Below are 1,452 nucleotides of genomic sequence, written 5' to 3'. Positions count from 1 at the left end.
AAGCGCTCCTTACCTTGTTGGCGGGTTGGTTCCGGTCCTTCGTACGATCGGCAGACCCAGGGGCCTGGGTGTGGCTGAAAGCGCTCATGCCGTACGTGTGGCTTTGACTGATAGGCCGCCCGGTGCCCCGCGACGACACGGCCACTCATTGGGATGAGCGAACAGAGATCGCTTCGTAAGGACACGTCGGCGTGGTCGTCTGCAGGGACCAGTCAACCGATCGGCGAGGGAGGCTCGGGTGCCCGAGCTCTGGGCGGGGACGGATGCCGGCAAGGCCGCGCACCACTGCACAGTGATCGACACGGACGGAACGAAGGTGCTCTCGCGCCGAGTACCGAACAACGAGGCTGAGCTGCTGGAGCTGATAGGCGACGTCCTTGCACTGGCCGAGGACGACCCGGTGACCTGGGCAGTCGATCTGAACGCGGGCGGAGCCGCCCTGCTGATCGCTCTGCTCAACAGTCACGGTCAACGGCTTCTCTACATTCCTGGCCGCACCGTTCACCATGCCTCCCACAGCTACCGAGGGGACGGCAAGACCGATGCCAAGGACGCTTACGTCATCGCCGACCAGGCACGGATGCGCCGGGACCTGCAGCCCCTGCAGGACTGGGACGAGATCGCAGTGGACCTGAAGATCCTCACCGCTCGCCGCTATGACCTGGCGGCCGACCGCACGCGGGCCATCAACCGCCTGCGGGCTCAAATGCTGGAGTACTTCCCCGCTCTGGAGCGGGCGTTCGACTACGCCGCGTCCAAAGGCGCCCTCACTCTGCTGACCGGCTACCAGACGCCAGCAGCCCTGCGCCGGATCGGTGCGAGCCGGCTGACGAGTTGGTTGAAGAACCGCCAGGTTCGCGGCGCCCAGGCCCTGGCGGACGCTGCAGCGGCCGCGGCGCAGGCCCAGCACACCGCTGTCGCCGGGGAGGCCACGGCCGCAGCTGTGGTCTGCACCCTGGCCAAGGCCGTGCTGGCGCTGGACGAGGAGATTGCCGGCATCGACCTGCAGATCGCGGCCCGCTTCCGTGAGCATCGCGACGCGGAAGCGATCGTCAGCATGCCCGGAATGGGTCCGTTGCTGGGGGCGGAGTTCATTGCCTGCACCGGAGGGGACATGGACGCCTTCGGCAGCACCGGACGGCTTGCCGGAGTCGCCGGTCTCGCGCCGGTCCCACGGGACTCAGGCCGGATCAGTGGAAACATGCGCCGACCACATCGCTACCACCGCCGACTCCTGCGTGTCTTCTACCTCTCGGCCCAGATCGCCGCGCGCTTCTGCCCTACGTCGAAGGCGTTCTACGACCGCAAGAGGAACGAGGGCAAGAGCCACAAGCAGGCGATCCTCGCACTCGCTCGCCGTCGGCTCGACGTCCTATGGGCTCTCATCCGGGATCAACGGCACTGGACCCCCGAGCCGCCCCAGCCGGCTTGACAAGGACGATTGGGAATCAG

Annotated in this window: 1 protein-coding gene; it reads left to right on the top strand. The window is 67.0% G+C overall.

Annotated features, from left to right (window positions below; genetic code table 11):
• Positions 1-238: 238 nt before the first annotated feature.
• The gene (locus ABT085_RS46340) at positions 239-1,432 is read left to right on the top strand and encodes an IS110 family RNA-guided transposase (protein WP_351623255.1); all 1,194 of its coding nucleotides are present in this window, start codon (positions 239-241) and stop codon (positions 1,430-1,432) included.
• Positions 1,433-1,452: the final 20 nt, after the last annotated feature.

Origin of the sequence: Streptomyces sp. NPDC002265 (genome assembly GCF_040296125.1) — a bacterium.
In the GTDB taxonomy this organism is placed as follows: domain Bacteria; phylum Actinomycetota; class Actinomycetes; order Streptomycetales; family Streptomycetaceae; genus Streptomyces.
The sequence above is the reverse complement of the archived record's forward strand: the minus strand, read 5'-3'. Positions and strand labels throughout refer to the sequence as shown.